Below are 26,592 nucleotides of genomic sequence, written 5' to 3'. Positions count from 1 at the left end.
ATTATTTCACCATCTCCTCTTCAAATTTTCTTCGGGCGCGACTTAATGCAGCACCCGCACCACTGACTGAAATATTTAAAACTAGGGCAAGTTGATCTGGTGCTAGACCATCCCATGCGGTTAGTCGTAACACCTCACGATCTCGGATTGAGAGTCTTAACCAGGCATCCTTTAAATTCTCATCCTCAATGATTACGTCGGCGATATCATCGCCCTCTATGTCTAGTTCTTCGATCGGGATTTCAACATACTTACGCCGCTTATTTGCAAGAACATTCCAAGAAGTCTTATAAAGCCAGGCAAGCTCCATCTCGGTTGGAATCTCTGCAATCTTGCGCCATGCAATTGTGAAGACTTCGGAGGTTAAATCCTCACAATCCGAGATAGAACTCCGGCGAGTGAAGTACTTATATATGGAGCCCACGTGGGACTCATATATCTGCTCAAATCGAGTTTGAGTATTCATAGCTAATAATGTACTCATTGGCCCTCCAATTGCTATATGTCATGAGTGGAGTCTTTCTTGCATCTCCATTGAAGATTTTTTAGCCGATTTGAAGGCCGTACCAAGCGGCCAGAAGACCAATACCAAGGGATAAAACAAGGTTTAATACCGCCTCTTTGTAGCGGCGCAGTTCATACGCTAAAAAGATATCTAGCATGAAAGTTGACCATGTTGTGAAAGCTCCAGCAAAACCAATCGCGAAGAAATCATAAACTTGTTCACTTTTATTGAATGTGAAGCCAAGTAAGAAGGAACCAAGAATATTAACAAGAAATATCCCATACGGCCGAGATGAAAATCTACGTATGTATTGATCGATTACAAAACGTGCTGGCGCGCCAATCGCAGCACCGAGAATCACATAAAAAGTATTCATGTTCGCGCTGGAATTACTCTTCGTGCTAAAGGAAGAACGATTACAACAATCATCAATGAGAATATTAAGTTATGCGCTAGGAAGAGCATTCCACCTTCGCGCGGTTCCAGGGATTGAGCCGTTACCGCAGAAAAAGTTGTAAGACCTGCGCAAAATCCAGGTAATAAAAGGTGGCGAAGCTCAGTAATGCCTCGTCGCTCCATTAAAACTAAGAGCGCACTTGCAAGTGCAACCCCAATTAAATTTGCTGCCAGAGTACCGTTACGAGTATCAGGTATTGCTATACCGAGCGCGTACCGTACTAATGTCCCTGCGACTCCACCTATTGAAACAAGAACCAGTGATTTCAGAGAGGTAGAGCTTTCTTTGTAACTCCATAGATCAATCGTGTAATGATGCTGATTATGAAAGCGGCAAAGAGTGCCGACCAGAAGTTATTGACATCTAGCTTGTCGCTCCAACGTGCTACAAGCATTAGAATCGCGGCATTAACAACGACGAGAAAAAGTCCAAGCGTTAAGATAACTGCTGGAAGAGTAAGAAGTTTAAGTAAAGAGCCAAGCGTTGCATTGAGTAGTCCAAAAAGGAGAGCTACCCATAGATACGTTGTGAAACCGCCTTTAACATCGATGCCTGGAATCAATGCAGTTGCCACCCAAAAAGCCGCGCTCAATGCGCCCCAACGGATTAATAATTTCATGTATTAAACGATACCGTCTCGCTTGCGAATTTTGGAGCCCAACCACCGAGCTGGATCATACTTAATATCTACAACCCGCTCCTTCATGGGAATAATGGCGTTGTCAGTAATACGAATGTGCTCAGGACAGACCTCGGTGCAGCATTTGGTTATGTTGCACATGCCTAAACCGTGCTCTTCCTGTGCGGTTTTCTTGCGGTTTCGCAATATATCGAGAGGATGCATATCCAGCTCAGCGATACGGATAAAGAATCGTGGACCAGCGAAGGATTTCTTATTCTCCTCGTGGTCACGAATTACGTGGCACGTGTCTTGGCATAAAAAACACTCGATGCATTTGCGAAACTCTTGGCTTCGCTCAACATCGATCTGCTCCATGCGCGCCTCCCCCGGTGATAACTCATCTGGGTGTGCGTATGCCGGGATTTCCATTGCCTTCTTGTAATTAAATGACACGTCCGTGACCAGATCTTTAATTACTGGAAATGCGCGAAGCGGCGTAACTGTGATTGTCTCTTCGTCGCCATATGCTGCAACTTGAGTCATGCATGCTAATCGAGGCTTTCCATTTATCTCCATGGAACAAGAACCACATTTGCCGGCTTTACAGTTCCAACGTACAGCTAAGTCACCCATCTGAGTTGCTTGAACGCGGTGAATTACATCGAGAACTACTTCGCCTTCGTTAACTTCTACTTGAACATCTTGAAGCGCACCATCAGTTGAGTCGCCGCGCCAGATACGAAGTTTAAGCATGCGTGCCATTAATTGGTACCGCCTTTCGCAATTTCCTCTTGTGTCATGTACTTCTCCAACTCATGAATATCAAAGAGGTCGAAGAGTTCTTTAGGTAGTGCAGGCAGTGCTTGTTCGCGAACATTTACTTGTACCCCATCAAATGATGAGATGTGATTGATTTGACGCCACTTGTTGTTCATCCCAGGAAAATCCTCCCGTGTGTGTCCGCCTCGTGACTCTTCACGCAGAATTGCAGACTTTGCAGTTGATTCAGCAACTAACAGCATGTTGTCTAAATCGAATGCTAAATGGAATCCTGGGTTGAATTTACGCCCCCCGCTCACAGAGACATTTGCGCTGCGCTTTCTAATATCTGCAATCTTAGTAATTGCATCTTCCAATTCGCTAGCAGTTCGAATAATCCCAACTAAGTTGTGGGCAACCTCCTGAAGCTCTGCGTGGAGAGCGTAAGAGTTTTCACCGCCCTCGCGATCAAATGGTGCTTGAATCCTTGTCGCGGCAGTTTTAATCGCCGCTTCGCTCACTGGATTCTTACCGTTGCTCTTAAAGTATTGCGCAGCACCGATTCCAGCTCGTCGGCCAAATACCAAGAGATCAGTGAGTGAGTTTCCACCTAAACGATTTGAACCATGCATTCCACCGGCAACTTCGCCCGCAGCAAATAATCCAGGTACTCCGACTGCGGCGGCGGTATCAGGATCTACCTCTACTCCGCCCATCACATAGTGACAGGTTGGGCCAACCTCCATCGGCTCCTTCGTAATATCAACACCGGCTAGTTCAAAGAACTGGTGCCACATTGAGGGCAAGCGCTTCTTAATTACTTCAGCTGATAAACGTTTTGATACATCTAAGAAGACTCCGCCATGTTCGGTTCCGCGACCTGCTTTTACTTCGCTGTTAATTGCGCGCGCAACTTCATCGCGCGGCAACAGTTCAGGTGGACGGCGATTGTTATCTTGATCAACATACCAACGATCGGCTTCTGCCTCATTGTCGGCATAAATCTCCTTGAATACATCAGGAATGTAATTAAACATAAATCGCTCGCCAGCAGTATTAGTAAGGACGCCACCCTCGCCGCGTACCGATTCAGTAACTAAAATTCCTCGAACCGATGGTGGCCAAACCATTCCTGTTGGATGGAACTGTAAGAACTCCATATCAACCAAGTTCGCACCGGCTTTGAGTGCCAACGCGTGGCCATCTCCTGTGCCTTCCCAAGAGTTTGACGTGATCTTAAAAGTCTTTCCTACTCCACCTGTTGCGATAATGACAGTTGGTGCTTCAAATAAAACTTCGGCACCGCTTTCGCGCCAATAACCATAAGCACCTGAAACCTTACCGTTCTCCTTTAAAATATCGGTAATTGTTAACTCCGCAAAGACTTTAATATTGCTCTCCATCGAAGCATACTGTTTGCCATCTTTTTGTTGTAACGCAACTATTTTCTGTTGCATTGTGCGGATGAGCTCTAAACCTGTGCGATCTCCGACATGTGCAAGACGTGGATACTCATGTCCGCCGAAGTTGCGTTGAGAAATCTTTCCCTCATTAGTGCGATCAAAGAGCGCGCCCCATGTTTCTAACTCCCAGATGCGATCGGGCGCCTCTTTGGCATGTAGCTCGGCCATACGGTAATGATTGAGGAATTTGCCTCCTCGCATGGTGTCGCGAAAGTGAACCATCCAATTGTCGTTGTCGTTGACGTTACCCATTGATGCTGCAGCTCCGCCTTCAGCCATTACTGTGTGAGCCTTGCCAAATAGGGATTTACATATGATGGCAACCCGTAATCCTGCCTCGCGAGCTTCAACTGCCGCACGTAAGCCAGCACCACCTGCACCGATGACAAGCACGTCGTATGAGTGACGCTCTAATTCGCTCATTTTAATTTCCTTTAAAAGAAGTAGAAGTTAGTGATTGCACCAGATGCAACCGCGCGGACGTAAATATCGGCACTTGCTACTCCGAAGAGTGAGACCCATGCAAAGTTTTGGTGCTTGTGATTGAGCGCGGAAACAAAAGTCCACGCCTTATAACGCACTGGGTGTTTTGAGAAGTGCTTTAAGCGACCGCCAAGTGTATGACGACATGTGTGGCATGAGAGTGAATAGAGCCACAACATTGTTGTTGAAAATAGAAACACAAGCGTTCCAACACTCATGTGGCCCCACTCTTTATCGCTATTTCTAAATGCCAAGATTGTGTCCCACGTTAAAATTACATTGAAAACCAAGCCTGCATAAAAAAACCAGCGGTGGCTGTTCTGCAAGATGAGAGGTGCACGTGTTTCACCTGTGTACTTTTTATGTGGCTCGGCCACTGCACAAGCAGGTGGTGACAACCAAAATGCTCGGTAATAAGCTTTACGGTAGTAGTAACATGTCATGCGGAAACCAAGTGGGAAGATCAAAATAAATAGCGCTGGTGATATCCCAATTCCAAAATACTTATTATTAAAAGGTTGACCAAAGATTGCTAGTGCGGTTCCAGGTTCGCATGATGTAGATAAGCATGGTGAATAGAATGGTGAGATTAAAGGTTCGGCAAAATAATATTTATTTTCAAATGCGCGAAGAGTTGCATAGATAACAAATGCGAAGAGTACTCCGAAGGTTATGGCCGGTTGTAACCACCATTTATCGGTACGCAGAGTGCGCTCTTTAATCTTCGCTCTACTTGGTGAAAAAACACCTGACATTACAAGCCCCCAGCCTCATTGATTTGGGTAAATCACTAGGGGCTAGTGTGCTCTTGTCGAGAAAAAACGGCTATAAAAATCTACGCCTAGTTGCTATGAACTCAGCCACATGGGTAAAAACTGGCGGAGGGCGTGGGATTTGAACCCACGAAACTTTCGTTTGCCGGTTTTCAAGACCGGTGCACTCGGCCGCTATGCGAGCCCTCCGTGGGAGAGGTTACCTGACTTGGGTCTTATCGAAAAATCGGCGCTAGTTTAGGCAGGTAGTTTTAAAAGCTCTTCAATAACTATCGCCACACCATCTTCCATATGAGGACCAGCAACACCACTTGAATACTTAACTCCGTCAGGATGGCCATCGGCCATTGCATACGATCGTCCACACCATTGAAGCATTGAAAAATCATTGGGGTTATCGCCGAATGAGATGCAATCACTGGAATCAATATTTAGCCGCGCAGCGACTTTTGCAAGTGTCTGCCCTTTAGAAATACCTAAGGCTGAGATTTCAAGTAAAGACTCATTTGCATTTGAGTGGGTTACCGTAACAAGACCCTCGAGTTGAGGAAGTGCAATTTCTAACATCTCATCAGATGTAAGTTCGCTACCGCTGCAACGGGCTAGCATTTTAAAGGCTGGGCCTTTAATTGCATCTTCGATTCGCTCAACTCCAACATTATCTAAACCAATATCCCACCGAGGAACATAAATTTTCTCGCGGTGATAATAATCATGTGACTCGATTGCAAAAGATATTGGTGGGATCGCGATGCGAAGACGTTGGGCAACTTCTACCTGTAACTCTTTTGAAATCATCCACTCTTCTGTGACGGTACTGGTTTTAAGGTCATATAGCATCGCGCCATTGCCACAAATTGCACCACCGAATCCAAAAGCATCACGAATTTCATCCATCCAACGCGGTGGGCGGCCCGTAACGAAGTAAATATGAATTCCCATCGCGTGAGCCTTCGAGAAGGCTTCGATCGTACGCCTTGAAATTGTTCCATCGTATTGAACAATGGTTCCATCTAAATCGGTAGCAATAAGTTTTGGGCGTTTACTCACACCAACTCAAATCGATCTTTATTAAGAAATGGACGCAGTGCAGCAGGAATATTGACTGTTCCGTCGCTATTTTGATGATTTTCTAAAATTGCAACGATCATTCGTGGGATTGCAACTAAAGTTCCATTTAAAGTTGCAACGGCCCTTGTGCCATCAGCGTCCCTGTAACGAATATTTAAGCGGCGGGCTTGAAACTCAGTGCAATTCGAAGTGCTTGTAACCTCTCGATAGGCATTTTGAGTTGGAATCCACGCTTCTATATCGAATTTCCGGTTGGCACTTGATCCAAGATCCCCCGATGCGACATCTATGACACGATAAGGAATCTCCATTGCATTTAGAAAGTCTTTCTCCCACTGTAATAAACGTTTGTGTTCTTCTATGGCTTGATCTGGGTGGCAGAATGAAAACATTTCAACTTTATCGAATTGGTGAACACGAATAATTCCGCGAGTGTCTTTGCCATATGTACCAGCCTCGCGTCGAAAACACGATGAATAGCCAGCGTAACGAATTGGCAGTTTTTCAGCTGGGAGAACTTCGTCCATATGAAATGCCGCAAGAGGCACTTCGCTCGTACCTACAAGGTAGACATCATCTTTTTCTAAGTGATAAACATTTTCTGCCGCTTGACCTAAAAATCCTGTTCCTTCCATCGCTGGTGGGTTTACCAACACGGGTGGAATTACGGGCGTAAAACCCGCTTTTAGCGCGGATGCAATTGCAAAGTTAACAAGTGCAAACTCAAGCATTGCACCCGAACCTGTTAAATAATATGAGCGAGAACCGGCTACTTTCGCACCGCGTTCAGTATCAATTGCACCTAAAAGTTTCCCGAGTTCAACATGATCTCTCGCGATGAAATCAAATGTGCGTGGAGCACCAACATGTTCGATTACTACAAAATCCTCTTCTTTTCCTATTGGCGCAGCTGGATCTAAGACATTAGAAAGCTGCATCACGAGATTTTTAGTTGCATCCTTAAGTTCTGTACGCTTAGTGTCGGCTTCTTTAACTTTCTGGGCCAGTGCCTTTGAATTTTCAAGGAGCGTGGTTTTTTCATCACCTTTTGCCGAAGCAACTAATTTAGACAAAGTATTTTGCTCGGCACGAAGTGCTTCAAACTCATTTATTGCTTTCCGACGATTTTCATCACTGGCCAAAGCTTTGTCTACAATGCTCTCATCCTCAAAACGACCTCGTTGAGATGCTCGTACTACTTCAGGATTCTCACGCAAGAATTTGAGGTCAATCATTTTCCAGCCTTTTCTCGTGGGTAAGAGCCAAGGAAGCGGATGTCTTCACATATCGCACGCAAAGCTTCAACCGTCTCTTTTACAGCAGTGTCTGCAATATGGCCCTCTGCATCGATAATGAAATGGTAATGTCCCAGCTCTAAACCTGTAGGCCGGCTTTGAATAAAAGTTAGATTAACATTCCGTTTAGCAAATTCAGTCAAGATATCTAGAAGCGCCCCGGCGTGGTCTATTCCGATAAATACCGCCAGTGATGTGCGATCTAAGCCAGTTGCTTTTGGAGTCACGCCTGGCTTTGAAACAAGAACGAAGCGAGTAACTGCCCCTAAATTGTCACCAATATTGTCGGCGATTACGCGCAGACCATAGTGCGCAGCGGCTACTGGGGCAGCAATTGCCGCATCAAACTCTCCACGTCCAATTGCTTCGGCCGCTGCCGCTGTTGAGGCTGTAGCTATTAATTCAGCTTCCGGATAATTAGTTGCTATGTATGTTCGGCACTGAGCTTCTGCATGTGGATGGGTTGCAATTCGACGTATGTCAAAAACATCTCTCTTAACCATCAAAGCGAAGGAGACGGGCAAGGTAACTTCACCAACAATTGTTAGTGGGGTGCCTGTAGCAAGTTCGTCAAGAGTCCTAGCGACCACACCCTCAACGGAGTTTTCAATGGGTACCAGAGCAAAATGAGCCTTACCAACTCGGACGGCATCTAGCGCTGCTGTGACATTTGCATAAGGAATGAGCGAGTCGTTAGAAGAGGTAATCTTTTTAAGTGCCGCTTCGGTGAAAGTTCCCTTTGGGCCAAGATATGCATATGTACTCACTTGCTAATGATACCCGAGCACCCTACGTGCATATGACGGATTGTTTGTAATCAGAACTTCTACTCCATTATCTGAACAAAAACGCATGTCATCAGCGTCATCTACAGTCCAAACAAAGAGTTTTCGATGCTCGTGGGTTAACTCGGGCCTTAGTCGTAGATATTCCACGCTTGGTCCTAAGAAATGCGCCGAGGTATATCTACGCATGAGAGCGTTAAAACGATCTTCCAATAAGGCAACTGTTGGTTGTAGTGGATTGATCTTTCTAATATTTTCTATGGCAAGCCAGGAGAAAGACATAATTGTTATCTCATGTAGCTGCACTTCTTGAGCGATGAGTTGCATCACTTTCTTCTCGACTGCACTTCCAGTTGGTACGGGGTGTTTTGTTTCAATTGCTAACTCTTTTTTATTGTCTCTAGCTAGTTCAAGTAACTCATCTAATAGAATTGCCTCTGGGTAGTGGCGTTTTATCTCCAAAAAATCCATCTCGGCAATTCGCCCGCTATAACTAGCCACCCGCTTCATATCGGCGTCATGCCAGAGAACGAGTTGGTTATCTTGTGTCACTCGAACATCACATTCAAAGCCATCGGCCCCATCATCAAGAGCGCCTTGATACGCCCTCATTGTCATCTCAGGAAAATCAATCGATGCCCCTCGGTGGGCGTAAATCTTCATGATTAAAGATTAACAGGGGTTAGGCTTACCTCTTATGGGTGGCTTTTACTTCGATAGCGATGCGCGCTCAGCCCTGGGATTGGTACGAAACGGAAATGAGGATTCGGCTTTTGTCTCTGGCCGTTTAATTGCCGTTGCTGATGGAATGGGAGGCCATGCCGGTGGAGAGGTGGCTTCCAAAATCGCAATTAGAACTCTTGAATCAATGGCTCCGATGCTCACGGATGTAACTATTGATTCTGATTCGGCGCACGACTTATTAATCAACTCGTTGCACACAATCGACACTGAAATTGGCGATTATTCCCGTGAGGCAGTCGAACTACGAGGAATGGGAACTACTTTAACTGCGCTCGTGATTCATAATGATTCAATTGCACTATTGCATGTTGGTGATTCACGGTGTTATCGATTACGCGGAAACACGATTGAGCAGTTAAGTAATGACCATACCGTTATTCAAGAATTACTTTCTCAAGGAGCTATCACCATTACCGAGGCTCTTGAACATCCTCAACGTTCTGTATTAACCCAAGCGCTCATGGGTGAAGGAAACATTGTTCCTGTTTTGCAACTATTTGATGCTAAAGAAGGTGATCGTTATCTTTTATGTAGCGATGGTTTATCGAGTGTTTTGAATGAGAAAGAGATAAAGCTTCTATTAAAGAAACGTGATAAAAAAATCGCAATTAAAGCGCTGATTGATGCAACATATATTCAAGGTGCACCAGATAACATCACAGCTCTTATTGCGGATATCACTCGTGAAGAAGTTACTACAAATGAGTTTTTGGGGGCCGCGCTGTGAGCACAGCACTTCTGGGTGGACGTTACAAGCTCGGTGAGATGATTGGCACCGGTGGAATGGCCGATGTTTATGCCGCAACAGATATAAGGCTTGCACGCGCTGTTGCTATCAAAGTTTTGCGGAGTGATTTAGCCCGCGATCCATCCTTTGTTGCTCGTTTTAGAAAAGAGGCCTTTGCTGCCGCTGGTTTAAACCACCCAGGCATTGTGGCTGTTTATGATTCGGGCGAAGAACCCGCGCCGTATATTGTTATGGAACTTGTCTCTGGTCAGACTCTTCGCGAACTCATACATAAAGGCGAGCGTATTCCGCTTAAACGAGCTCTTACAATTGGTGAAGGAATTTTAGCCGCTCTCGAATATTCGCATGAGCGAGGTATTGTCCATCGTGATATCAAACCTGCAAATGTTATGATTACTGATCAAGGTGATGTAAAAGTCATGGATTTTGGAATAGCGCGTGCGCTTGCAGATTTAGGTGCGACGTTAACAAATACATGGAACATTGTTGGGACCGCCCAATACTTATCCCCTGAGCAAGCTTTGGGTGAAGTTGCAGATCTTCGCAGTGATATTTACTCAACTGGTTGCTTGCTCTATGAAGTTCTCACTGGAAAACCTCCCTTTACGGGTGATACTCCGGTTTCGATTGCATATCAACATGTCTCAGGAAAGTTAGTTGCCCCAAGCGTGCTTCAACCTGATTTGCCACCGGATGTGGATGTAATTTTGGCCGTTGCGCTTGCTAAAAAGGTTGAGGATCGATATCAATCTGCAGGTCTCATGCTCGATGATCTCTTTAAGATCTCGGCGGGGCAGGCTTTAACTACTAAAGCACCTCGGGCAAAGATTTCCAGACGTAAAGTATTAATAACTGCAGTCTCATCAATTCTCGCGATTTCTTTAATCGCTACCGGGTTGATACTGACTAAACCCTCGGAAGATGCAACAACTTTCCCTCAGATTCCAAATGTTGTCGGACTTACTGAGGCCGAAGCTAAAGCTTTGTTATTAGATTACGTGGTCACAGTTACACGAGCACGAGATGCTCAAATTCCTAAAGATCGCGTTGCTAGTCAGATTCCACTTGCCACAGTGCGTGCTCAAAAAGGCTCCGGTGTTGTGCTCACACTCTCAGATGGTCCTGGAGATTCAATAGTTCCGGGGGATTTAGTTGGAATGTCTTTAGCAGATGCCCGAGCTGCATTATCTGCAGTTGGCTTATTAATTGCGCGAACCGAGGCCGTACCTTCAACTGAACCACAAGGAACTGTCTTGAAAGTTACCCCTGAAGGTGGTTCAACAATAACCGCTGGAAGTGGCGTAATTCTACGAATCGCAAATGGTGAGATTGAAGTTCCCGAACTTATCGGAGTCGATGCGATCCAAGCGAAAACACTTCTTGCTCAAGTTGGTTTTTTAGTGAATGAGATTCAAGCCTACGATCCTAATCAACCTCTGGATGTAGTTATTAGACAAGCACCCGATGCAGGTACGACTCAAACAATTGGTAAAACTGTGACAATTACAATTAATACTGCACCTTAAACTTTAACGCCCACAATCGCCGATAGACCAACCGCTTTTTCACGCGCTTGCATGTCTCCACACTCATGTAACCAGTTAGCTAGCATTGCATGTCCATGCTCTGTCAAAACCGATTCAGGATGAAACTGCACTCCTTCGATTGGTAAAGTGCGGTGGCGCATCGACATTACAATCCCAGAATCGGTCTGACTTGTTATTTCAAGATCCTCGCCGACCGTAGCTGGCTCAATGCACAATGAGTGATAGCGTGTTGCCGTAAATGGGGTAGGTAGACCTGCTAGAACTCCTTGGAATTTGTGGTACACGAGTGAAGTTTTTCCATGGAGCAACTCTGGTGCTCGAGAAACAGTTGCACCAAAGGCAACACCGATTGCTTGATGCCCAAGGCAAACCCCAAATAAAGGAATCTTTTTTTCTGCGCAGAATTTAATCATTGCGATACTTACTCCAGCTTTCTCTGGAATCCCTGGCCCAGGAGAGATAAGTACTCCATCAAAATCTTTAGCGGCATCTGCCTGTACCTCATCATTTCGAACAACTATGCACTCTGCGCCTAATTGACCCAGATATTGGACCAGGTTAAAAACAAAGGAATCGTAATTATCGATAACGAGGATTTTTGTTGCCATAGGAGCATTCTTACCCATGGTGTATCTTTCGTGTATGCCTAAATCAAAGCTCCGTAAGAAAGTTATTGAAAAGCACTCCCATGAGGCTCAGATCGTCGTTGACGCTCCACATGCCCCGCTTGAGAGCCCAAAGTGGCTCGCTCCGACCATGGTGGCTGGCTTTTTAATTGGCCTTTTTTGGATAGTCATTTTTTATGTTACTCAAACTCGTTATCCAATCCCAGGAATTGGCGCCTGGAACATGATTGTTGGCTTCAGTTTCATTGGTGTTGGCTTCACTCTAGCAACTAGGTGGAGGTAGAGATAACCCTCTAAATTACAAGGGTGTAACTCTCTCCACACTGTGGATAATCGCTGTGGATAACTCTTAGCGCTTATGTAACACAAACTTGGCGCTAATTAAGCCGCCGATTAATCCTCCGAGATGGGCTTTCCAATCTACTCCTCCTAGGGCAAAGCCAATTACAAAATTGAGTCCGATGATCACATATATAGATCGAACCTCCGCACCGATTCTATTTCCAACGATGACCATAGCTCCAAATAAACCAAAAATCGCTCCTGATGCACCGACAGAATAACTAGTTGCTGATGCAAAATAAGCCGATGTTAGTGACCCTGTTAAAAGCGAGAAGAAGAAAATAATCAACAGTTTATTTTTTCCAAATGCATCTTCAATTGGATTTCCTAAAACCATTAACGCATACATATTAAAACCTAGGTGCAGTAAACCTGCATGTGTTAGTGCCACAGTAATCAATCTGTACCACTCATTGGTTGCTTTTAAATAGTCGATGTTCGGTAAAACTAAATGTACTTCGATTTCTGGAACAATCATCTGCAGCAGAAATGCACCGCTGATAATTGCGATTAAAGAATATGTTGCAGAACGTTTAAGCAATGGTGATGCTGTTGATCGTGATGTCGGTTACTGGCTTATCTTGCGCACCAGTCTTAGTTTTGCCGATTGCATCTACTACTGCCTGGCTAGCCGAATCTTTAACCTCACCGAAGATTGAATGCTTCCGGTTTAACCATGTTGTTGGTGCGGTGGTAATGAAGAACTGTGAACCATTGGTTCCCGGTCCTGAGTTGGCCATTGCTAGGATGTATGGGCGATCAAAGACTAACTCTCCGTGGAATTCATCTGCGAAGCGGTAACCAGGACCGCCAGTTCCTTTTCCAAGTGGATCTCCACCTTGAATCATGAAGCCGTCAATGACGCGGTGAAAAATTGTTCCGTCATACAAATTAGCCTTTGTTGTTGAGCCGGTTCTTGGATCTGTCCACTCCTTAGCGCCGGTAGCTAACTCAACAAAGTTGGCAACGGTCTTAGGTGCGTGGTTTGGGAATAGCTCAACGACTATGTCGCCGAGAGATGTATGAAGGGTTGCGCTATTTGTCATGTGGAGACCAGGGGAATCGAACCCCTAACCCCCGCCTTGCAAAGGCGGTGCTCTACCAATTGAGCTAGGTCCCCGTATTAGAACGGGTGGGCCTAGATGGACTCGAACCATCGACCTCTTCCTTATCAGGGAAGCGCTCTAACCAGGCTGAGCTATAGGCCCGCATAAAAGATCTCTCTTTAATGCAGAAGCGCAAGGTTACCTTGAACTTCGCTAACTCCCAAAATGGAGAGTTAGGCCCTACAACTTCAGGTGTGAACCATACTAAGTTTTTGGGGAAATCTCATCTTCACTATTTTTAGTCACTGATACCAAGGTAACGCCTTCATCTAGATTGACTAAACGGACACCCATTGAATCTCGGCCGGTTTGACGAACCTGTGCAGCTGGTGTTCGCATTACTGTTCCCGCCGATGTGATGGCTAAAACCTCATCCTCATCACGTAATACAAGAGCGCTCACTAATAATCCACGTGAGTTTTCATCTATTTTGGCAGCTTTAATACCAATCCCGCCTCGTCCTTGTAGTCGATACTCATCAATTGGAGTTTTTTTACCGAAACCGCCATCAGTTGCAGTAAAGACAAATGAGTGTGCTGCTAAATCACTATCAATTCGAGCCATAGTTAACAATGAGTCTCCGCTTCGAAACTTCATACCGATAACACCACTAGTTGATCTACCCATTGGGCGCAATGATCCATCGTCTGCGGTAAATCGAAGTGACATTCCCTTTGTTGATACTAATAGAAGTTCATCTTCTTTATTAATAAGTGATGCGCTAACAACTTCGTCATGTGGTTTTAATGAGATTGCTATTAAGCCTCCAGTGCGAGGAGAGTCAAATTCAGCAAGTGGAGTTTTCTTAATAAGTCCACCTTTCGTTGCTAGCACTAAGAATGGTGAGATTGTGTAATCTTTGAGCGCTAATACCTGTGCAATTCTTTCTTCGGATTTGAAGGCCATTAAATTCGCTACGTGTTGGCCCCGTGCATCGCGTCCTGCATCTGGGAGTTCATGAACTTTTGCACGGTAGACACGGCCTTGGTTAGTAAAAAACAACAACCAATCATGAGTTGATGCAACAAAGAAATGATCTACAACATCATCTTCTTTTAATGCGGCCCCTTTTACGCCGCGGCCTCCACGTCGTTGAGATCGATAGAGATCTGCCATTGTGCGCTTGGAATAACCACCGCGAGTAATCGTTACGACCACATCTTGATTTGGAATCAAATCTTCAGCGCTAAAGTCACCTTCGCTGGCTACAATCTGCGTGCGGCGCTCATCTCCATATTTAGTAACGAGCTCTATAAGCTCATTTTTGACTATTCCACGTTGTTTATCCGTGCTAGCCAAGATTGCATTTAATTCAACGATGTCGGACATTAAAGAGTCATATTCATCATTAATTTTTTGTCGCTCTAGAGCAGCAATACGGCGAAGTTGCATATCCAAAATTGCATTAGCTTGAATCTCATCAACATCCAGTAACTTCATTAAACCTGTTCGCGCCTCTTCAGGAGTTGTAGAGGCACGGATTAATGCGATTACGGCGTCGAGGGCGTCGAGGGCTTTTAGATAACCCTGCAAGATGTGTGCTCGGCGCTCCTTTTCAGCTAAACGGAACTTAGTGCGGCGAACGATTACTTCGACTTGGTGTTCAATGTAATAACGAATAAATTCATCAAGGCGCAAAGTACGTGGAACACCATCGACGAGCGCTAACATGTTAGCGCCGAAAGTATCCTGTAATTGGGTGTGTTTATATAAGTTGTTAAGAATCACTTTAGGAATCGCGCTATTGTGCAAAACAACAACTAAGCGTTGACCTAATCGCTCGTTGCCTTCGTCGCGCACATCGGCGATACCTTTAATTTTTCCATCTTTGACTAACTCCGCGATTTTAAGCGCAAGGTTGTCGGGGTTAACTTGATATGGTAATTCGCTAATAACTAAACATGTGCGTTTATTAATCTCTTCAACTTGTACGACTGCACGCATTGTGATCGAACCTCGGCCTGTGCGATAAGCATCTTCAATTCCACCACGTCCAACAATGAGTGCTTTTGTTGGAAAATCTGGACCTTTAACTATTTTAAGAAGTTCACTAAGAAGCTCTTCTGGTTTTAACTCTGGGTGTTCAAGTGTGTACACAACCGCTTCGCCGATTTCGCGTAAGTTGTGTGGGGGGATATTAGTAGCCATTCCTACGGCGATTCCCGCGCTTCCGTTAACTAAGAGGTTTGGGAATCGTGACGGTAAAACAGTTGGCTCTTGAGATCGGCCATCATAGTTAGGTACAAAGTTGACGGTATCTTCATCGATATCGCGCATCATCTCCATAGCTATGTGAGATAAGCGAGCTTCGGTATAGCGCATTGCCGCTGCCGGATCGTTGCCGGGTGAGCCAAAGTTTCCATTGCCATCGATTAATAAATACCGAAGTGACCAATGCTGAGCGAGGCGGACAACTGAGTCATAAATAGCCGTATCGCCATGTGGGTGGTAATTACCCATAACATCACCGACGATACGTGAGGATTTGTAGTAACCCTTATCCGGGCGGTAACCCGCGTCATACATCGCGTACAAGACGCGGCGGTGAACAGGTTTTAATCCATCTCGCACATCAGGAAGTGCCCGACCAACAATGACTGACATCGCATAGTCAAGATATGAACGCGCCATCTCTACTTGTAGGTCGACGGTCTCAATCTTGTCGAAGGACTGTAAATTCTTTGGGTTTAATTCATCCATTAGATATCCAAGAATCTAACATCTTTGGCGTTTCGTTGAATAAATGCGCGACGCTTTTCTACATCTTCTCCCATAAGAACTGAAAATAAGTCATCTGCTGCAGCCGCATCTTCAAGCATCACTTTAATGAGAACTCGGTGCTCAGGATCCATTGTTGTATCCCACAACTCTTTAGCTGGCATCTCACCTAAACCTTTAAAACGTTGGATTCCATCTTCTTTAGGAAGACGTTTTCCATTTTCTAAACCTATTTGAATCATTCCATCGCGCTCGCGGTCGCTAAATGCGTATTCAACAGGTTCTTTTCCGCCCCACTTTAATTTATATAAAGGGGGTTGAGCAAAATACACAAAACCGTTTTCAATTAATGGGCGCATAAAACGAAAAAGTAAAGTTAGTAAGAGCGTACGAATGTGTTGACCATCCACATCAGCATCGGCCATTAAAATGATTTTGTGGTAGCGCAGTTTTGCAATATCAAAATCATCGTGAACTCCTGTGCCAAGGGCAGTTATCAACGCTTGCACTTCGTTATTTTGTAAGACTCGATCTATACGTGCTTTTTCAACATTGAGAATTTTTCCTCGGATGGGTAGCACGGCTTGGTTACGCGAATCGCGTCCACCTTTTGTTGATCCACCAGCTGAATCACCTTCAACAATATAAAGTTCGCATTTTTCTGGATCGGTCCATTGGCAGTCCGCCAATTTACCTGGCATCCCACGGCCTTCAAGTAAACCCTTTCGATTTCGGCTTAAATCGCGGGCTTTTCGCGCCGCAACACGTGCAGCCGCAGCATCAATACTCTTCCGAACAATTTCTTTGCCCTCGCTTGGGTTTTGTTCAAACCACGTCGTTAACTCTTCATTTACAACTTTTTGTGTAAAAGTTTTGGCAATTGTATTTCCTAGTTTTGTCTTTGTCTGTCCTTCAAACTGAGGGTCAACTAATTTAATTGAAACAATCGCAGTTAAACCTTCTCGGACATCATCTCCAGTTAAGCGATCCTCTTTCTTTCTGATAAAGCCTTGTTCTTCGCCAAATTTATTCACTACGGATGTTAGTGATGTTCGAAATCCTTCTTCGTGTGCACCACCCTCGTGGGTGTGAATAGTGTTTGCGAATGTGTATACAGATTCACTAAAACCTGCATTCCATTGCATGGACACTTCTAGTTCAATCTTATTTTTAGTATCTTCGGCAGTAAAAGAGATAATAGATTTGTGTGTTTCTCCGCGGGTTGAGTTTAAATGTTTTACAAAGTCAGAGATTCCGCCATGGTACTGATAGCGAACTGTTAGTTGTTCACCTTTTTCGTCAACATGGCCTGCGCGTAGATCGGTTAAAGTTAAAATTAGACCTTTATTAAGAAAAGCCATTTCCCGTAATCGTGTAGATAAAATTTCGAAAGAAAAATCCGTAGTTTCAAAAATTTCTTTTGATGGCCAAAAGCGTACGGTTGTTCCTGAGGCTGTTGAAGGCTCTCCTTTTTTCACTGGCGCAGTTGGAATACCGAGTTTGTAATCTTGATACCAGAAACTTCCATCTCGTTGAACTATCACAGAGAGATCTGTGCTGAGTGCGTTAACTACAGAGATTCCAACTCCATGCAATCCACCGGAAACTGAATATCCACTATCGCCAAATTTTCCACCCGCGTGCAGCGTTGTGAGTACAACTTCGAGTGCGGGTATCTTTTCAATGGGATGAATATCTACCGGGATCCCTCGGCCATTATCAATTACTTCTACTCCACCATCTGCCATTAATGCGATATTAATTTCAGAGCAGTAGCCAGCTAGAGCCTCATCAACTGAGTTATCTACAACCTCATAAACTAGGTGGTGGAGCCCCCTCTCGCCGGTGGAGCCGATATACATCCCTGGGCGTTTACGAACGGCCTCCAGGCCTTCAAGGACAGTAATCGCGCTGGCGTTATAGGAGTTCTCGACCATCTCGCTCCTTTTCACGCTGTGAGCCCAAAGACCTTATAAAGGCGTCTGGAGGGGATAATCCCATCTGCAAGGCTTCATCATATACGTAAAAGCGAGGGAGAAATACCCGAAAAAGGGGCTCTATGTGGGTATAGCCGAGCGTTGAACGCTTTGGTGAGGGTGCCTATTAGCCGTATGTATCTCTTGGGCCTCTAGCGTTGCGAATTGTTCGAATCCCTTTTTTCCATGTGGGTCCGTGAGGGCCTATAAATACTAGTTTTTCAACCGTGGCACCTGCTGGATCCCTCTGGATTGTGGTCAAAAGTTCGCTTGCTACCAGAGATAGTTGAACGGCCCAGGCTGTGGATGAGCTTTGAATAGTTAGCACTCCACCTGAAATAGAGATAGGTGTTGCGTGTTGACTAATTTCAACGCCAACAATCTGGGGCCATGTAATAAATAAATTTCCTTCAGCTAATCCACTGTCCCACTCTCGCTCTGTGATGAGATTATTTAGAACTCCACCAATTAACTCTGGATCCCCTGGTTCTCCAACGCGTCGAGTAGGCGTAGGAGTATTTTTCTTTCGGGTCGCCCCTGTTTTAAAGCTATTAAACAAATCAAGAGCTAAGTCTCGTTTACTCATTAACTTTTACCTTTCTTCACTAACCCTGGTGTTATATAAAATCGATGGGTTAACAACTCAGATGGTAAATCGATCTCAACTGCAGCAGTAATAATAGTTTGTTCTGCAATTGTGGTCGCTGACATTAATTGAACTCTTCTTGAAGTATCAAGTTCAGCAAACACATCATCTAAAATTAAAATGGGTTCTGAGCCCTCGCTTTTAAGTAAGTTGAATGAGCCAATTCGTAAAGATATTGCTATAGACCATGATTCCCCGTGGCTTGCATACCCTTTTGCTGGAAACTCTCCGAGTTGTAAATGTAAATCGTCGCGGTGCGGACCAATTAAAGAAACCCCTCGCTCTATCTCTTGATAAGCAACCTCTTCTAAACGTTGTGATAAAACAGAAACATTGTTCTCAACATCATTACTAAGACCTTCCGTGCCACTTTTGTAGGAAATTGAGGCGGGTTTAACTTCATTTAAATTAGCGTAGTTTTTGGCGACCCAAGGATTAAGTACTTCAATAAGCGCGATTCTTTCCGCTGACAACTCAGCGCCGAATTTAATTAGTTGTTCATTCCAAGGAACAAGAGCGTTGGTTGAAGCGCGAGTTTTTAGTAATGCGTTTCTTTGTTTAACCACACGTTCGTAATCTGAGATAACACCAGCTAAACGAGGTGAGCGAGTTATTAATAATCGATCTAGAAAATCACGTCTGATCCCTGGTTCGCCTCGAACTAAATCTAGATCTTCAGGTGAAAAATAAACAACTTGGCAAGCCCCTAAAATATCCCTTTGGCTTCGGGTTGGATTGGAATTTATCCGCGCACGATTGGCTTTACCGCTGTTTATTTCTAAATCAACCTGCAAAATTCTTTCATCTCTTTCAATCTCGACGCGAATAATCGCTTGTGATGCGCCTAAAGTGATAAGTGGTGTGTTGTTTGAAACTCTATGTGAGGATAGAAATGAGAGGTAAATCAAAGCCTCTGCAATATTAGTTTTTCCAGAACCGTTGTCTCCGATAAAGGTTGTGACTCCTGGCGGGAGCTCTAGCTCTAAAAAAGGGTATGAGCGGAAGTTGGTTAACTCCAACTTATTTATACGCATATAAAACTCTGTGTTTAAGAGGCGTAGCGCATAGGCATTAACAAATATCGATAATTTTCAATCAGTGCGCCATCCTTATCGCTCTTACCCATTAAAATCGCTGGTTTGTTCGCTCCGGTAAATGAGATTTGAACAAATTTTGTCCCCACTGCAGTCAAACCGTCGGCTAGAAATGTTGGGTTGAAGGCTATAGATATAGCCTCTCCTGTTAACAGGATGTCAATAACCTCGGTAGCTTGAGCTTCTTCACCCGCTCCAGCCTCTAATGAGAGCGAGTTATTATTAAAATCTAAGCGAAGAGGAACGGTTTTGTCTGTAACTAGAGCTACTCGTTTTACAGAATCTAGAAGTGTCGCTACGTCAATAACTGCGGTGGTCGTAACTTCTTGAGGTAGTAAGTGTCGATAAGGGGGAAAGGTTCCATCCAACATGCGAGATGTCATTGTTTTACCATCGCTTGCAAAACCTGCTAATCGATCATTGCTTGTGTTTGGAGCGAATGACACTGAAACGGTTTTAGTTCCAGTTAAAGATTTTGCCGCTTCGGCGATTGTTCGTGCTCTCAAAAGCGCAGTTGTAGAAAAGTTTGGTGTTGTTGGCTCCCATTCAAACTCTCTAACTGCTAATCGATATCTATCAGTGGCAGCTAAAACCACGGTTTCAGCGTTAACGTCAATATGTACACCTGTTAGTGTTGGAAGTGAATCATCTCTCCCCGCCGCTATAGCTACTTGAGCAACTGCCGCCGCAAAAACATCGCTGGTTATAACCCCGGTCGTATCTGGTAACTCTGGAAGGTTTGGATACTCGTCCACCGACAGAGTTGGTAGCGTGAATTTCGCACTCCCACACGTTACTAATACGCGTGTTCCGTCGAGTACAAATGTGATTTGCTTACTTGGTAAAGAGCGTGAAATTTCTGCAAGTAGCCTTCCCGGTACTAAAACCTTCCCGCTCTCTTTAATCTCTGCGTGAAAATGCGATTTGCTGGCCGTCTCTAAATCCGAAGCTGACAAATAAACCTGATCGCCCGTTGCATCAATAACAATGCCCAATAACTCTGTTTTTATAGGTCTCGCCGAAAGGCTCCTTGATACCCAGTTAACCCCATCAACTAAAACAGACTGTTCAACGGTGAAATTCATGGCGCACTCCAATTCAGTGAAAGGTTCGTTCCACATCCAGATCTATATATATAAAGGTAGTCGTAGTAACCACAAGGATTTACTGTGGAGAAAATATAAACACCCTGCTCACAACGGAGTGTGGGAAGGGATAACATGTGGAGAAAACAGAGAAAATTGTGGATAACTCGTGCAAACATAAGCCTAAACACCACACCTCTCTATAGAACCGGTTGTGTTACCCACACAAATAACGAAAAACCCCATAATTATCCACAACTTATCCACAGCTGGGGGCAAGTTCGAGAAGGACAGAGCCGTCGATTACGGCAATCATCTCGCCTGCTGCTTAATCCTATTGGTGAGCTCAGTGACCTGGTTATAGATCGATCTACGCTCAGCCATTAATTGACGGATCTTGCGGTCGGCATGCATAACCGTTGTATGGTCACGCCCACCGAATGTTTGGCCGATCTTTGGTAATGAGAGCTCAGTTAACTCGCGGCATAAGTACATCGCTATCTGTCGGGCATTAACCAGTACTCGCGAGCGAGAAGTCCCACACAAATCATCAATCGTGAGTGAGAAATAGACTGCGGTTTGAGCCATGATCGTCGCACCTGTTATCTCTGGATTTCCTTCATTAGGGATTAAATCCTTTAAGACAATCTCGGCTAAAGAGAGATCAACACTTTGACGATTAAGGGAGGCAAAAGCCGTCACACGTATCAACGCACCCTCTAACTCTCGGATGTTAGTTGAGATTTTACTCGCAATGTACTCCAGAACATCATCGGGGGCGTTTAATTTATCTTGCGCAGCCTTTTTGCGAAGGATAGCGATACGTGTCTCAAGCTCAGGTGGCTGAATGTCGGTGATTAAACCCCACTCAAACCTGCTCCTCAATCGATCTTCTAAAGTAGTTAATTGTTTTGGAGGACGGTCACTCGATATTACTATTTGTTTATTAGCATTGTACAAAGTATTAAAAGTATGAAAAAACTCTTCTTGTGTCCGCTCTTTGTTTTCTAAAAATTGAATATCATCAACAATTAAAACATCAAGATCACGATAACGGCGCTGGAATGCCGATGCTTTGTCATCTCGAATAGAGTTAATAAAATCGTTTGTAAACTCCTCAGAAGATACGTATCGAACCCGCACATTTCCATATAACTCTTTAGTGTAGGCTCCAATAGCGTGCAGGAGGTGGGTTTTACCTAATCCTGAATCCCCATAAATAAATAATGGGTTGTAAGCCTTTGCTGGAGCCTCAGCAACTGCAACCGCGGCAGCATGTGCAAAACGGTTGGAAGAACCAACAACAAATTTCTCAAATGTGTATCGTGGATTGAGTTGGGATAACTCCCCGGTCTGCATTTTTTCTCCTGGCGCATCATCGCGACCAGTACCCACTTTCGGTGCTAAAAATTCAATATCAACTTCAGGTGTGGGCAGAGAAGAAGTTTCTAGAGTTTCATCAACAGTCACCGCGATGTTGATTTTTTCACCAAGCTCACGCGTTAGGAATTCACTAACAGCCCCACGTAAACGACTCTCTAAGACATCCTTAGCAAAGAGATTTGGGGTGGCGACCAAGAGGGTTGTTTGATCACTGTTGTGCAGAAGACCTAAAGGCTTTGACAGTTGAAGAAAGGCGCGGTGTTGAGGTGCATCTAAGGCAACATCTTCAATCACCCGCCCCCATAAAGCGCTGAGCTCTATCCCTTTAACGTCCACACGAGACCTCTCTGATATCCACAGGGTTATCCACAACCTGTGGTCTAAACCTCAGGTTGAGCCCTAAAAACTCCCTAAACCAGGAAAACCTGTGGAGAGAGATGAAAAGTAGAGCGAAAAGGTAAAAATAGCAACTAGTTATCCACAGCACAAGAGGCTATTGGGCGAGAGAGTTGAGTTTGACCGGCTTATCCCCAGACCTCTACCGTTACACCCTCGCTTCCCCCGTATTTTTGACCGCACAACTTTTATGTTTTTTAGGAGCCTCACATGACAAAACGTACCTTTCAACCTAATACTCGGCGTCGCGCCAAGAAGCATGGCTTCCGCGCCCGCATGGCAACTCGCGCAGGTCGCGCAGTTCTTGCCGCACGTCGCGTCAAAGGTCGCTCTCGACTTTCGGCATAGGGTTTTTTAAGACAGATCCTGGTGCTAGCTAAAACTGCACGGCTTACCGAGAGCGGAGATTTCGCCCGCGCAACAAAAACCGGCCTTCGATGTTCTACAGCCAACTTTGTCGGCTACTTGTATATCAACGCGACCTCTACCGAACCTGCCCGAGCAGGATTGATTATTAGTAAATCTGTGGGTGGGTCAGTAGTACGTCACCGGCTAGCACGAAAAATCCGACATTGCTTACACGATCAATATGCACAACTTCCCGCTGGAAGCTTGTTAGTCATTAAAGGCTTAAATAAATCGGCAACTGCGAACTGCCAAATTGAAATTAGTGAAGTTGTTAGTTTATTAGTGAAAAAAACACATGAACGGGCGAGTAAGAAGTGAGAAAACTTTTAACCGCCCCAATTAAATTTTACCAAAAATGGATTTCCCCAATGTTTGCTCCGAAATGCAAGTACTACCCATCGTGTTCAAGTTACGCAGTGTCAGCAATAGAAGCTTATGGAATCAAAGGAGTTGCAATGAGCGCGTGGCGTTTAGTGCGGTGCAATCCATGGTCTTACGGCGGCGTTGACTACGCAGTTAAAGAAAAGGTTGGAGTTTAATACATGGATAGCATCCTAAAACCCTTATATATCGCTGTTTCTTGGGTGATTGTCACACTCCACGACCTACTCTCTCCAATATTTGGTACAGATAGCGGAGTCTCATGGTCACTCGCGATCGTGGGTCTTGTGATTCTCATTCGAATTATTTTGATTCCACTCTTCGTTAAACAAATAAAGAGCCAACGAGCATTAACTGCGCTTCAACCACATATGAAAGAGATTCAAAAAAAATACAAAGATGATCGCCAAAAACAATCTGAAGAGATGATGAAGCTTTACAAAGAACACAAAACTAATCCGCTTGCATCATGTTTTCCAATTCTTGCTCAAGCGCCAATCTTTTTTGCACTTTTTACAGTTCTGAACGGAATTGGAAAAACACCACCAGTTAAACACGGCGTACTTACTCAAGAGGATGTAGTCAGTGCGGCAAACGCTAAATTCTTCGGTGCGCCAATTTCACAAACTTTTCTTGGCACCGACATCACAACAGTTAAAGTAGTTACAGTTATTTTGATTGCATTTATGTCGTTAACAACCTTCACCACTCAACGGCAGTTGATGTTAAAAGGCATGCCAAAAATGGATTCCAGTAATAATATGATGCTGCAACAACAAAAAATTATGTTGTATGCGTTCCCAGTTATTTTTGCGATCTCAGGAGTGAACTTTCCTATCGGGGTTTTAATTTATTGGTCGACAACAAATCTTTGGACATGGGGGCAACAGTTCTATGTCATTAAACGAAACCCAACGCCTGGATCCCCGGCCTATGAAGAGCTCCAAAAGAAGAAAACTAAAAAATCCGGAGTTATCCCAAGCCCTGAAGCTGAAGTTATCGAGCCAACCGAGGAGCTCAAAGGCCAAAGAAATCAACCAAAAAAGAAGAAAAAGAAGAATAAATAGATATCAGTCTAATTAGGACAAATCACCCCAATATATACTAATTTACAACAAACCCGACAGGGAGAGCACAATGGCAAAGATTAAAAAGAGTGATGAGAGCACAATTGAGGGTAATGCTGAGAAAGTTGAACCCACAGAAGCAGTTGAATCCCAGGAGAGTAAGGGCGTTAAGGGTGTTGCACGATTAGAGGAGGAGGGCGACATCGCCGCCGACTACTTAGAGGCACTCCTTGATATAGCCGATCTTGATGGCGATATAGATATCGATGTCGAGAACGATCGCGCCTCACTTGCTATCGTTGGTGGAAAACTACGGCATTTAGTTGGCGCCGATGGTGAGGTTCTAGATGCAATTCAAGAGCTCACGCGTTTGGCGGTACAGACGTCAACGGGTGATCGATCCCGCTTAATGCTAGATATCGATAATTTCCGTGGCAATAAACGCACCGAGCTAAAAAAATTAGCACAGGAGATGGCAGAAGAGGCTAAATCATCTGGCAAATCCATCAAACTTGCACCTATGAACGCCTTTGAGCGTAAAATTATTCATGACACCATCCAGGAGTTAGGTTTGACAAGCGAATCTGACGGAGAAGACCCTAACCGCTTTGTAACCATTTATAGCGCATAAGTGGATGTTTCACGTGAAACCCTTATCGAACAGTACTTTCCAGATACCGTTCGAATAAAGGCCTACGCTGATTTTCTAGCGGGGCCAGGGATTGAGCGTGGTTTAATCGGTCCGCGTGAGGCTGATCGAATCTGGGAGCGTCATATCTTCAACTGTTTATCCGTCACACAACTGCTCACAGAGGGCTCAATCCTTTTTGATGTTGGATCTGGGGCGGGGCTCCCTGGAATAGTTATTGCGCTTGCGCGGCCCGATCTGCATGTAACCCTTATTGAGCCGCTTGAGCGGAGAGTTGAATTTTTGAAAGAGGCCGTTGTAGGCCTAGATATTGAGGTATTTAGAGGACAGGCCCAAGATTTTCGTTCAACGGCGCACTATGTTACTGCTCGAGCCGTCGCCCCGCTAGAAAAACTCAAGAGGATCACCTGGCATTTGCTGAAAACCGGTGGTTCACTTATGGCAATAAAGGGTAAATCTGCCGAGGAGGAGATGAAGAGCGTTCCTAAATCCATCCTCCACGAGGTGAATCTCGATGGCATTGAGCTCGGGCGTATCGTTGAAGTGCGCAAAGGTGCTTAACTAACCCCTGTGGATGATTCACGTGAAACAAAGCCAGTTGTAGGGGTTCGACGCCTCAAAGAGGCGATGGATAAGCCTTCAGCATTGCGCATTATTACCGTTGCAAACCAAAAAGGCGGAGTAGGTAAGACCACAACAACGGTAAATCTCGCAGCAGCTCTTTCCATGGGGGGCTTAAGAGTTCTAGTTATTGATCTAGACCCTCAAGGCAACGCCTCAACAGCTTTGGGTGTTGAGCACCTCGATAACACGGGGATTTATGAAGTTCTCATGGGTGAGGCAACAATGCAGTCCTGCCTTCAAAGAGTCAAAGCCTTCCCGTCCCTTGAGTGCATCTCATCGAATACATCTCTGGCCCAAGCTGAAATTGAACTAGTGCCAATGGTCGCTAGAGAGACCCGACTAAAAGAGGCGATTGAGGAGTTAATTGCAGCGCGTGCAGAACAGGGAGCGGCGCTGGATTATATTTTTATCGACTGCCCTCCAAGTTTAGGATTACTAACAATAAACGCATTAACTGCGGCGAAAGAGTTGTTAATTCCAATTCAATGCGAGTACTACGCGTTAGAAGGTTTGTCACAACTTCTAAAAACTTTTGAACTTGTAAAGAAGCGTCTCAATGCAGATTTAAAACTCTCAACATTTGTATTAACTATGTTCGATGGACGAACACGTTTAGCAAATGATGTTGCAGATGAAATCCGTAAACACTACCCAGCAGAACTTATCGACATACCAATTCCTCGAGCGGTGCGCATATCTGAAGCACCAGGATTTAGACAGACAGTGATGACATATGACGCATCATCACCGGGAGCGGTTGCATACATGGCAGTAGCCAGAGAATTAGCGTCACGCGCAAAAGTATTTGATTCCAATGTTGTTTCAATACATTACAAACG

At 44.7% G+C, this 26,592-nt stretch carries 29 protein-coding genes, 3 tRNA genes and 1 pseudogene; 10 read left to right on the top strand and 23 right to left on the bottom strand.

The genetic code is table 11. The annotated features are described in order from the left end of the window. Position 1 precedes the first annotated feature (1 nt). The 12 genes from Q8K48_07510 to Q8K48_07455 all read right to left on the bottom strand — a co-directional run bounded on the left by Q8K48_07510 (position 2) and on the right by Q8K48_07455 (position 8,876). Complete coding sequence (locus Q8K48_07510; protein MDP1852243.1) at positions 2–484, bottom strand: sigma-70 family RNA polymerase sigma factor; 483 nt, start codon at positions 482–484, stop codon at positions 2–4. A 61-nt stretch (positions 485–545) separates the two neighbouring features. Next, positions 546–881: a CrcB family protein gene (locus Q8K48_07505; protein MDP1852242.1), complete on the bottom strand. Its 336-nt coding sequence runs from the start codon at positions 879–881 to the stop codon at positions 546–548. Then, on the bottom strand, positions 878–1,207 hold the full coding sequence (locus Q8K48_07500) for a CrcB family protein (GenBank protein MDP1852241.1): 330 nt from the start codon (positions 1,205–1,207) through the stop codon (positions 878–880). Before Q8K48_07500 ends, Q8K48_07505 begins: the two co-directional genes overlap by 4 nt. Positions 1,208–1,227: 20 nt before the next feature. After that, positions 1,228–1,581 (bottom strand): phage holin family protein, encoded by a 354-nt coding sequence (locus tag Q8K48_07495; protein MDP1852240.1) that lies wholly within the window; start codon positions 1,579–1,581, stop codon positions 1,228–1,230. 3 nt (positions 1,582–1,584) lie between these two features. Then, positions 1,585–2,346, bottom strand: coding sequence for a succinate dehydrogenase/fumarate reductase iron-sulfur subunit (locus Q8K48_07490; GenBank protein MDP1852239.1), 762 nt, complete (start codon positions 2,344–2,346; stop codon positions 1,585–1,587). Further along, the gene (locus tag Q8K48_07485) at positions 2,346–4,229 is read right to left on the bottom strand and encodes a fumarate reductase/succinate dehydrogenase flavoprotein subunit (protein MDP1852238.1); all 1,884 of its coding nucleotides are present in this window, start codon (positions 4,227–4,229) and stop codon (positions 2,346–2,348) included. Before Q8K48_07485 ends, Q8K48_07490 begins: the two co-directional genes overlap by 1 nt. Positions 4,230–4,240: 11 nt before the next feature. Beyond that, positions 4,241–5,044: a hypothetical protein gene (locus tag Q8K48_07480; GenBank protein MDP1852237.1), complete on the bottom strand. Its 804-nt coding sequence runs from the start codon at positions 5,042–5,044 to the stop codon at positions 4,241–4,243. Between the two features lie 121 nt (positions 5,045–5,165). Then, positions 5,166–5,251: transfer RNA gene (locus Q8K48_07475), tRNA-Ser, on the bottom strand. Positions 5,252–5,299: 48 nt separating this feature from the next. Continuing rightward, the gene (locus tag Q8K48_07470) at positions 5,300–6,112 is read right to left on the bottom strand and encodes an HAD family hydrolase (GenBank protein ID MDP1852236.1); all 813 of its coding nucleotides are present in this window, start codon (positions 6,110–6,112) and stop codon (positions 5,300–5,302) included. Continuing rightward, positions 6,109–7,368 (bottom strand): serine--tRNA ligase, encoded by a 1,260-nt coding sequence (serS, locus tag Q8K48_07465; protein ID MDP1852235.1) that lies wholly within the window; start codon positions 7,366–7,368, stop codon positions 6,109–6,111. The genes Q8K48_07470 and serS overlap by 4 nt, the downstream gene beginning before the upstream one ends. Continuing rightward, positions 7,365–8,195 (bottom strand): prephenate dehydratase, encoded by an 831-nt coding sequence (pheA, locus tag Q8K48_07460; protein MDP1852234.1) that lies wholly within the window; start codon positions 8,193–8,195, stop codon positions 7,365–7,367. Before pheA ends, serS begins: the two co-directional genes overlap by 4 nt. Before the next feature lie 3 nt (positions 8,196–8,198). Then, entirely contained in the window at positions 8,199–8,876 is a 678-nt protein-coding gene (locus Q8K48_07455; GenBank protein ID MDP1852233.1) for a glycerophosphodiester phosphodiesterase family protein, read from the bottom strand. A gap of 34 nt (positions 8,877–8,910) precedes the next feature. Here Q8K48_07455 and Q8K48_07450 point away from each other — a divergent pair, with 34 nt between their 5' ends. Both Q8K48_07450 and Q8K48_07445 read left to right on the top strand, forming a co-directional pair. Further along, positions 8,911–9,684, top strand: a complete 774-nt coding sequence (locus Q8K48_07450; protein ID MDP1852232.1) for a protein phosphatase 2C domain-containing protein — start codon at positions 8,911–8,913, stop codon at positions 9,682–9,684. Continuing rightward, complete coding sequence (locus Q8K48_07445; GenBank protein MDP1852231.1) at positions 9,681–11,231, top strand: protein kinase; 1,551 nt, start codon at positions 9,681–9,683, stop codon at positions 11,229–11,231. The genes Q8K48_07450 and Q8K48_07445 overlap by 4 nt, the downstream gene beginning before the upstream one ends. On the opposite strand, the gene Q8K48_07440 is transcribed toward Q8K48_07445, so the two are convergent. Further along, positions 11,228–11,860, bottom strand: coding sequence for an aminodeoxychorismate/anthranilate synthase component II (locus tag Q8K48_07440; protein ID MDP1852230.1), 633 nt, complete (start codon positions 11,858–11,860; stop codon positions 11,228–11,230). The genes Q8K48_07445 and Q8K48_07440 overlap by 4 nt on opposite strands. Before the next feature lie 34 nt (positions 11,861–11,894). Between Q8K48_07440 and Q8K48_07435 the strand changes: the two genes are divergently transcribed. Beyond that, positions 11,895–12,161: a cell division protein CrgA gene (locus Q8K48_07435; GenBank protein MDP1852229.1), complete on the top strand. Its 267-nt coding sequence runs from the start codon at positions 11,895–11,897 to the stop codon at positions 12,159–12,161. 66 nt (positions 12,162–12,227) lie between these two features. Here Q8K48_07435 and Q8K48_07430 read toward each other — a convergent pair whose 3' ends face one another. The 10 genes from Q8K48_07430 to dnaA all read right to left on the bottom strand — a co-directional run bounded on the left by Q8K48_07430 (position 12,228) and on the right by dnaA (position 22,564). Beyond that, positions 12,228–12,761 carry a rhomboid family intramembrane serine protease gene (locus Q8K48_07430; protein MDP1852228.1) on the bottom strand — a complete coding sequence of 178 codons (534 nt, stop codon included), beginning with the start codon at positions 12,759–12,761 and terminating at the stop codon, positions 12,228–12,230. Further along, positions 12,754–13,266 (bottom strand): peptidylprolyl isomerase, encoded by a 513-nt coding sequence (locus Q8K48_07425; GenBank protein ID MDP1852227.1) that lies wholly within the window; start codon positions 13,264–13,266, stop codon positions 12,754–12,756. Before Q8K48_07425 ends, Q8K48_07430 begins: the two co-directional genes overlap by 8 nt. 1 nt (position 13,267) lies before the next feature. After that, positions 13,268–13,340, bottom strand: a tRNA-Ala gene (locus Q8K48_07420). 13 nt (positions 13,341–13,353) lie between these two features. Further along, positions 13,354–13,428: transfer RNA gene (locus Q8K48_07415), tRNA-Ile, on the bottom strand. Between the two features lie 102 nt (positions 13,429–13,530). Further along, positions 13,531–16,026 carry a DNA gyrase subunit A gene (gyrA, locus tag Q8K48_07410; protein MDP1852226.1) on the bottom strand — a complete coding sequence of 832 codons (2,496 nt, stop codon included), beginning with the start codon at positions 16,024–16,026 and terminating at the stop codon, positions 13,531–13,533. After that, positions 16,026–17,981 (bottom strand): DNA topoisomerase (ATP-hydrolyzing) subunit B, encoded by a 1,956-nt coding sequence (gene gyrB, locus Q8K48_07405; protein MDP1852225.1) that lies wholly within the window; start codon positions 17,979–17,981, stop codon positions 16,026–16,028. Before gyrB ends, gyrA begins: the two co-directional genes overlap by 1 nt. A gap of 166 nt (positions 17,982–18,147) precedes the next feature. After that, complete coding sequence (locus Q8K48_07400; protein ID MDP1852224.1) at positions 18,148–18,606, bottom strand: DciA family protein; 459 nt, start codon at positions 18,604–18,606, stop codon at positions 18,148–18,150. Next, positions 18,606–19,700, bottom strand: a complete 1,095-nt coding sequence (gene recF, locus Q8K48_07395; GenBank protein ID MDP1852223.1) for a DNA replication/repair protein RecF — start codon at positions 19,698–19,700, stop codon at positions 18,606–18,608. The genes Q8K48_07400 and recF overlap by 1 nt, the downstream gene beginning before the upstream one ends. A gap of 14 nt (positions 19,701–19,714) precedes the next feature. Continuing rightward, positions 19,715–20,845 (bottom strand): DNA polymerase III subunit beta, encoded by a 1,131-nt coding sequence (gene dnaN / locus Q8K48_07390; protein ID MDP1852222.1) that lies wholly within the window; start codon positions 20,843–20,845, stop codon positions 19,715–19,717. A 312-nt stretch (positions 20,846–21,157) separates the two neighbouring features. Then, the gene (gene dnaA, locus Q8K48_07385; GenBank protein ID MDP1852221.1) at positions 21,158–22,564 is read right to left on the bottom strand and encodes a chromosomal replication initiator protein DnaA; all 1,407 of its coding nucleotides are present in this window, start codon (positions 22,562–22,564) and stop codon (positions 21,158–21,160) included. 270 nt (positions 22,565–22,834) lie between these two features. On the opposite strand from dnaA, the gene rpmH reads away from it, so the two are divergent. The 7 genes and pseudogenes from rpmH to Q8K48_07350 all read left to right on the top strand — a co-directional run bounded on the left by rpmH (position 22,835) and on the right by Q8K48_07350 (position 26,545). Beyond that, positions 22,835–22,972, top strand: coding sequence for a 50S ribosomal protein L34 (rpmH, locus tag Q8K48_07380; GenBank protein MDP1852220.1), 138 nt, complete (start codon positions 22,835–22,837; stop codon positions 22,970–22,972). A gap of 21 nt (positions 22,973–22,993) precedes the next feature. Then, positions 22,994–23,350, top strand: coding sequence for a ribonuclease P protein component (gene rnpA / locus Q8K48_07375; protein MDP1852219.1), 357 nt, complete (start codon positions 22,994–22,996; stop codon positions 23,348–23,350). Beyond that, positions 23,347–23,571 (top strand): membrane protein insertion efficiency factor YidD, encoded by a 225-nt coding sequence (gene yidD, locus Q8K48_07370; GenBank protein MDP1852218.1) that lies wholly within the window; start codon positions 23,347–23,349, stop codon positions 23,569–23,571. The genes rnpA and yidD overlap by 4 nt, the downstream gene beginning before the upstream one ends. A 3-nt stretch (positions 23,572–23,574) precedes the next feature. Beyond that, positions 23,575–24,480: a membrane protein insertase YidC gene (gene yidC / locus Q8K48_07365; protein ID MDP1852217.1), complete on the top strand. Its 906-nt coding sequence runs from the start codon at positions 23,575–23,577 to the stop codon at positions 24,478–24,480. Between the two features lie 70 nt (positions 24,481–24,550). Next, positions 24,551–25,111: a R3H domain-containing nucleic acid-binding protein gene (locus Q8K48_07360; GenBank protein MDP1852216.1), complete on the top strand. Its 561-nt coding sequence runs from the start codon at positions 24,551–24,553 to the stop codon at positions 25,109–25,111. Continuing rightward, positions 25,112–25,690, top strand: a complete 579-nt coding sequence (rsmG, locus tag Q8K48_07355; protein MDP1852215.1) for a 16S rRNA (guanine(527)-N(7))-methyltransferase RsmG — start codon at positions 25,112–25,114, stop codon at positions 25,688–25,690. Between the two features lie 66 nt (positions 25,691–25,756). After that, positions 25,757–26,545: pseudogene (locus tag Q8K48_07350) on the top strand (ParA family protein). The last annotated feature ends 47 nt before the right edge of the window (positions 26,546–26,592 follow it).

This window comes from Candidatus Planktophila sp., from assembly GCA_030681675.1.
Classification (GTDB): Bacteria; Actinomycetota; Actinomycetes; order Nanopelagicales; family Nanopelagicaceae; genus Planktophila.
This window is presented reverse-complemented; position numbering and strand designations above follow the sequence as displayed.

What these genes read in the sequence shown, in the direction of transcription:
- Q8K48_07510 (MDP1852243.1), bottom strand. Translation starts at nt 484, where the DNA reads ATGAGTACATTATTAGCTATGAATACTCAAACTCGATTTGAGCAGATA.
- Q8K48_07505 (MDP1852242.1), bottom strand. Translation starts at nt 881, where the DNA reads ATGAATACTTTTTATGTGATTCTCGGTGCTGCGATTGGCGCGCCAGCA.
- Q8K48_07495 (MDP1852240.1), bottom strand. Translation starts at nt 1,581, where the DNA reads ATGAAATTATTAATCCGTTGGGGCGCATTGAGCGCGGCTTTTTGGGTG.
- Q8K48_07490 (MDP1852239.1), bottom strand. Translation starts at nt 2,346, where the DNA reads ATGGCACGCATGCTTAAACTTCGTATCTGGCGCGGCGACTCAACTGAT.
- Q8K48_07485 (MDP1852238.1), bottom strand. Translation starts at nt 4,229, where the DNA reads ATGAGCGAATTAGAGCGTCACTCATACGACGTGCTTGTCATCGGTGCA.
- Q8K48_07480 (MDP1852237.1), bottom strand. Translation starts at nt 5,044, where the DNA reads ATGTCAGGTGTTTTTTCACCAAGTAGAGCGAAGATTAAAGAGCGCACT.
- serS (MDP1852235.1), bottom strand. Translation starts at nt 7,368, where the DNA reads ATGATTGACCTCAAATTCTTGCGTGAGAATCCTGAAGTAGTACGAGCA.
- Q8K48_07455 (MDP1852233.1), bottom strand. Translation starts at nt 8,876, where the DNA reads ATGAAGATTTACGCCCACCGAGGGGCATCGATTGATTTTCCTGAGATG.
- Q8K48_07450 (MDP1852232.1), top strand. Translation starts at nt 8,911, where the DNA reads ATGGGTGGCTTTTACTTCGATAGCGATGCGCGCTCAGCCCTGGGATTG.
- Q8K48_07440 (MDP1852230.1), bottom strand. Translation starts at nt 11,860, where the DNA reads ATGGCAACAAAAATCCTCGTTATCGATAATTACGATTCCTTTGTTTTT.
- Q8K48_07435 (MDP1852229.1), top strand. Translation starts at nt 11,895, where the DNA reads ATGCCTAAATCAAAGCTCCGTAAGAAAGTTATTGAAAAGCACTCCCAT.
- Q8K48_07425 (MDP1852227.1), bottom strand. Translation starts at nt 13,266, where the DNA reads ATGACAAATAGCGCAACCCTTCATACATCTCTCGGCGACATAGTCGTT.
- gyrA (MDP1852226.1), bottom strand. Translation starts at nt 16,026, where the DNA reads ATGGATGAATTAAACCCAAAGAATTTACAGTCCTTCGACAAGATTGAG.
- gyrB (MDP1852225.1), bottom strand. Translation starts at nt 17,981, where the DNA reads ATGGTCGAGAACTCCTATAACGCCAGCGCGATTACTGTCCTTGAAGGC.
- Q8K48_07400 (MDP1852224.1), bottom strand. Translation starts at nt 18,606, where the DNA reads ATGAGTAAACGAGACTTAGCTCTTGATTTGTTTAATAGCTTTAAAACA.
- recF (MDP1852223.1), bottom strand. Translation starts at nt 19,700, where the DNA reads ATGCGTATAAATAAGTTGGAGTTAACCAACTTCCGCTCATACCCTTTT.
- dnaN (MDP1852222.1), bottom strand. Translation starts at nt 20,845, where the DNA reads ATGAATTTCACCGTTGAACAGTCTGTTTTAGTTGATGGGGTTAACTGG.
- rpmH (MDP1852220.1), top strand. Translation starts at nt 22,835, where the DNA reads ATGACAAAACGTACCTTTCAACCTAATACTCGGCGTCGCGCCAAGAAG.
- yidC (MDP1852217.1), top strand. Translation starts at nt 23,575, where the DNA reads ATGGATAGCATCCTAAAACCCTTATATATCGCTGTTTCTTGGGTGATT.
- Q8K48_07360 (MDP1852216.1), top strand. Translation starts at nt 24,551, where the DNA reads ATGGCAAAGATTAAAAAGAGTGATGAGAGCACAATTGAGGGTAATGCT.